We start from the raw sequence: 4,202 nt of genomic DNA on the forward strand, positions 1-4,202 counted from the left end.
CGCGAAGCCGAAGCGCGGGCGGCGCGGAAAGGCGCTGCTCGCCGGTGCCGCCGTGGCGGTCCTCGCGGGCGGCGGATTCGCCGGACTGCGTCTCATCGACGGCACGAGCAGCGCCGCTCCGCGCACAACACCCTCAGGAACGTCCGCATTCGCCCCCTGGGCGACAAAACCGGCGCCGAACGACTCCGGGTCCGTCCCGCGCTGCGTGTACGTCTCAGGGCGCCTCCTGTGCGTTCAGCGGGGTCTCGTCTCGGCGCTCGACGAGAACGACGGCCGCGTGCTGTGGCGGCACCCCCTCGCCGCGGACGACTCACCGGGCCGCGCACCGGTCGTCGAGGGCGGCCTCGTCCAGCTCGTCGTCCGTTCGGGCACGCGCGCGCTCGCCCTGGATCCGGCGACGGGCGCGACGCGCTGGCAGCGGGACATCTCGAAGCACTCGGTCGTCCCCGCGGCCGGCACGCTGCTGCTGATCTCGTTCGACGGCAAGGTGACCGCCGTGGACGGCACGACCGGCAAGGACCTGTGGAGCAAGCGGGTTCCGAGGCAGGGCATCCCGGTGTTCACGTCCCTGCGCGGCGACCGGCTCGCGTACGCGACGAGCCTCTCGGCCGACGGCGCGCGCACGCGTGTGGCCGCGGTCGACCCGGCGACGGGCACCGTCAGCTGGGAGGCCGAGCTGGCCGGCGCACTCACCCCGGTCGGCCGCGCGGGCGAGGACCTGGTGTTCATCAAGGGCGGCGGCGACTACGGCGAGACGGACGCGGTGGTCCGGTACTCCCCGGCGACCGGGAACTCCCTCAAGGTGCCGCTGACCGTCGCCCTCTCGCAGGCGCGCGCGACGGTCGTCGGGGACAAGGTCTACCTCCTGGGCTACGACGGCGCCCTGGCCGCCGTGGACCTCGGCGCGGGGACCCAGGTGTGGTCGCTCCAGACCTCCGTGAGCCGTGGCTCCGACCTCGCGGCGGACGGCACGCGCGTGTACTTCAGCGGCGCGGACGGCCGTCTGCTGACCGTCGACGCGCGCGCGGGACGTCTCCTCGGCCAGACGACCCTGCGCATCGGCAGCCGCTCCGACGAGGTCGCCGCGTCCCTCCCGGCGCCCCAGCTGGTCGACGGCCGCGTGTACGCGGGTGCGCCGGACGGCACGGTCTTCGCGGTGACCGAGAACGACCGGTCGGGACCGTAACGGCCTCCCCGGAGGGCCATTTCGAACAAGGGCCCTCGCGGGACGGGACGTCAGCCCAGCTTGGAGACGTCCCGGACGGCGCCCTTGTCGGCGCTGGTGGCCATCGCCGCGTACGCGCGCAGGGCGGCGGAGACCTTGCGCTCGCGGTTCTTGGGGGCGTAGACGCCGTTGAGGGCGGCCTCCCGGCGGGCCAGTTCGGCGTCGTCGACCAGGAGCTCGATCGAGCGGCCCGGGATGTCGATGCGGATGCGGTCGCCGTCCTCGACGAGGGCGATGGTGCCGCCGCCGGCGGCCTCCGGGGAGGCGTGTCCGATGGAGAGGCCGGAGGTGCCGCCGGAGAAGCGGCCGTCGGTGATCAGCGCGCACGCCTTGCCGAGGCCGCGGCCCTTGAGGTACGAGGTCGGGTAGAGCATCTCCTGCATGCCGGGGCCGCCCTTGGGGCCCTCGTAGCGGATGACGACGACGTCGCCCTCCTTGATCTCCTTCAGGAGGATCTTCTGGACGGCCTCCTCCTGCGACTCGCAGACGACCGCGGGGCCCTCGAAGGTCCAGATGGACTCGTCGACGCCCGCGGTCTTCACGACGGCGCCGTCGACGGCCAGGTTGCCCTTCAGGACGGCCAGGCCGCCGTCCTTGGAGTAGGCGTGCTCGGCGGAGCGGATGCAGCCGCCCTCGGCGTCCTCGTCGAGGGTGTCCCAGCGCTCGGACTGGGAGAACGCCTCGGCGGAGCGGACGCAGCCCGGGGCGGCGTGCCACAGCTCGACGGCCTGGGGGGAGGGGGATCCGGCGCGGACGTCCCAGGTCTTCAGCCAGTCCGACAGGGAGGGGCTGTGCACGGAGTGGACGTCCTCGTTGAGCAGGCCCGCGCGGTGCAGCTCGCCCAGCAGCGCCGGGATGCCTCCCGCGCGGTGCACGTCCTCCATGTAGTAGGTGCGGTTCTTGGCGACGTTGGGGGCGACCTTGGCGAGGCAGGGAACGCGCCGGGAGACGGCGTCGATCTCCGTCAGGCCGAACGGGACCTCCGCCTCCTGGGCGGCGGCCAGCAGGTGCAGGATCGTGTTGGTCGAGCCGCCCATCGCGATGTCGAGCGCCATGGCGTTCTCGAAGGCCTCGAAGGAGGCGACGGAACGGGGCAGTACCGTCGCGTCGTCCTGCTCGTAGTAGCGGCGCGTGATGTCCATGACCGTCCGCGCGGCGTCGACGTAGAGCTGCTTGCGGGCGGTGTGGGTGGCCAGGACCGAGCCGTTGCCCGGCAGGGAGAGGCCGATCGCCTCGGTCAGGCAGTTCATCGAGTTGGCGGTGAACATGCCGGAACAGCTGCCGCAGGTGGGGCAGGCGCTCTCCTCGATGCGGGCGATGTCCTCGTCGGAGATCTTGTCGTTCACCGCGTCGGAGATCGCGTCGACCAGGTCGAGCGTGCGGACCGTGCCGTCGACGAGGGTGGCGCGGCCGGACTCCATGGGGCCGCCGGAGACGAACACCGTGGGGATGTTCAGCCGCAGGGCCGCGTTCAGCATGCCCGGGGTGATCTTGTCGCAGTTCGAGATGCACACCAGGGCGTCCGCGCAGTGCGCTTCGACCATGTACTCGACGCTGTCCGCGATGAGGTCCCGGGAGGGCAGGCTGTAGAGCATGCCGCCGTGGCCCATCGCGATGCCGTCGTCCACGGCGATCGTGTTGAACTCCCGGGGGATGCCGCCCGCCTCGACGATCGCCTCGCTGACGATCCGCCCGACCGGCTGGAGGTGCGTGTGCCCCGGCACGAACTCCGTGAAGCTGTTGGCCACCGCGATGATCGGCTTGCGCCCGATGTCCGCCCCGGGTACCCCGGACGCCCGCATGAGCGCGCGTGCGCCCGCCATGTTGCGACCGTGGGTGACTGTGCGGGACCTCAGCTCGGGCATCGTCCGCTCCTTACAGGCAGATAGGGCTGCTGCCGAGCGTACGCCGCTCATCCAGAGGGCGGGACGGGGTGTCCGGAATGCGGGACGCGCGTCTCGGGGACGGCTGCCCTAGGGAGCGGTCAGGTGGCCCTGGACGACGGGGGCGACGCGGGCGACGAGCTGTTCGACGTCCGCCGAGGCGAGCGGTTCGACCTTGATGACGTACCGGAGCAACGCGCAGCCGATGAGCTGGGCGGCGGCGAGTTCGGCGCGGAGTTCGGCGTCCGGGAGGTCGACCTGGGCGGCGACGCGGCGCAGCAACTGAGAGGCGACCAGGCGGCGGAAGACGGTGGCGGCGGTGTCGTTGGTGACCGCCGAGCGCAGGACCGCGAGCAGGGGTGCCCTGGTGACGGGGTTCTCCCAGACGCCGAAGACGAACCGCGCGAAACGCTCGCCGGTCTCCTCGATCGGTCCGTCGAGAAGAGCCTCCGGCGCGCTCAACGCGGGACCGACGGCGTCCTCGACGGCGGCCCCGAACATCTGCTCCTTGGTGCCGAAGTAGTGGTGCACCAGCGCCGAGTCCACCCCGGCGGCCTTCGCGATCCCCCGCACGGACGTCTTCTCGTACCCCCGCTCGGAGAACTCCTCCCGCGCCGCCGCGAGGATCTTCTCCCGAGTCTCCCCACTCGCAGCCTCAGCACGCCGGGGCCGACCCCGCCGACGGGGGGCTGAGGGGGCCTCAGGGGCGCTGTGGGGCGTTTTGGGGGTGGCTGGGGTGTCGGAGGGTGGAGCGGGGGCTGACGGGCCGTCTGAGGCGGCGTGAGGGGGTTCGGTGCCGCCGGGCCCGGGGGACGCGCAGGGGCGCGACGAGGCGTCCGAGGATGCCTGGAGGACTCCGGCGGGATCAGGCCGAGAGCCGGCGGACGGACCAGGGCCCGCAGCTGAGTCCGAGCGGCTGTCGCCGGGCTCGGGGGAAGCACCGGGGGCCGACGAGGCGTCCGAGGACCCCGGTTATTGTCAAAGTGTCGGGTCCGGGCATCCCCAAGCCTCCCATCCGCTGGGACGACCCCCACTTCCGCGCCGGTTACGACGGCCTCACCGCGCAGCGGCACGCGGGCATGGCGAACGACCTG

General features: G+C 72.6%; 2 protein-coding genes and 1 pseudogene. 1 reads left to right on the forward strand and 2 read right to left on the reverse strand.

Annotation, left to right across the window (positions count from 1 at the left end; translation table 11 throughout):
* Window positions 1–1,186 (forward strand): outer membrane protein assembly factor BamB family protein (locus tag ACVNF4_RS33195; RefSeq protein ID WP_461806587.1); only part of this gene is annotated, 1,186 nt, incomplete at its 5' end.
* 50 nt (window positions 1,187–1,236) lie between these two features.
* Here ACVNF4_RS33195 and ilvD read toward each other — a convergent pair.
* Window positions 1,237–3,090, reverse strand: coding sequence for a dihydroxy-acid dehydratase (gene ilvD / locus ACVNF4_RS33200; protein ID WP_461806588.1), 1,854 nt, complete (start codon window positions 3,088–3,090; stop codon window positions 1,237–1,239).
* Between the two features lie 108 nt (window positions 3,091–3,198).
* Window positions 3,199–3,798, reverse strand: a pseudogene (locus tag ACVNF4_RS33205) (TetR/AcrR family transcriptional regulator); the annotation flags it as partial.
* Window positions 3,799–4,202: the final 404 nt, after the last annotated feature.

It is taken from the genome of Streptomyces sp. S6 (assembly GCF_054880855.1).

What these genes read in the sequence shown, in the direction of transcription:
- ilvD (WP_461806588.1), bottom strand. Translation starts at nt 3,090, where the DNA reads ATGCCCGAGCTGAGGTCCCGCACAGTCACCCACGGTCGCAACATGGCG.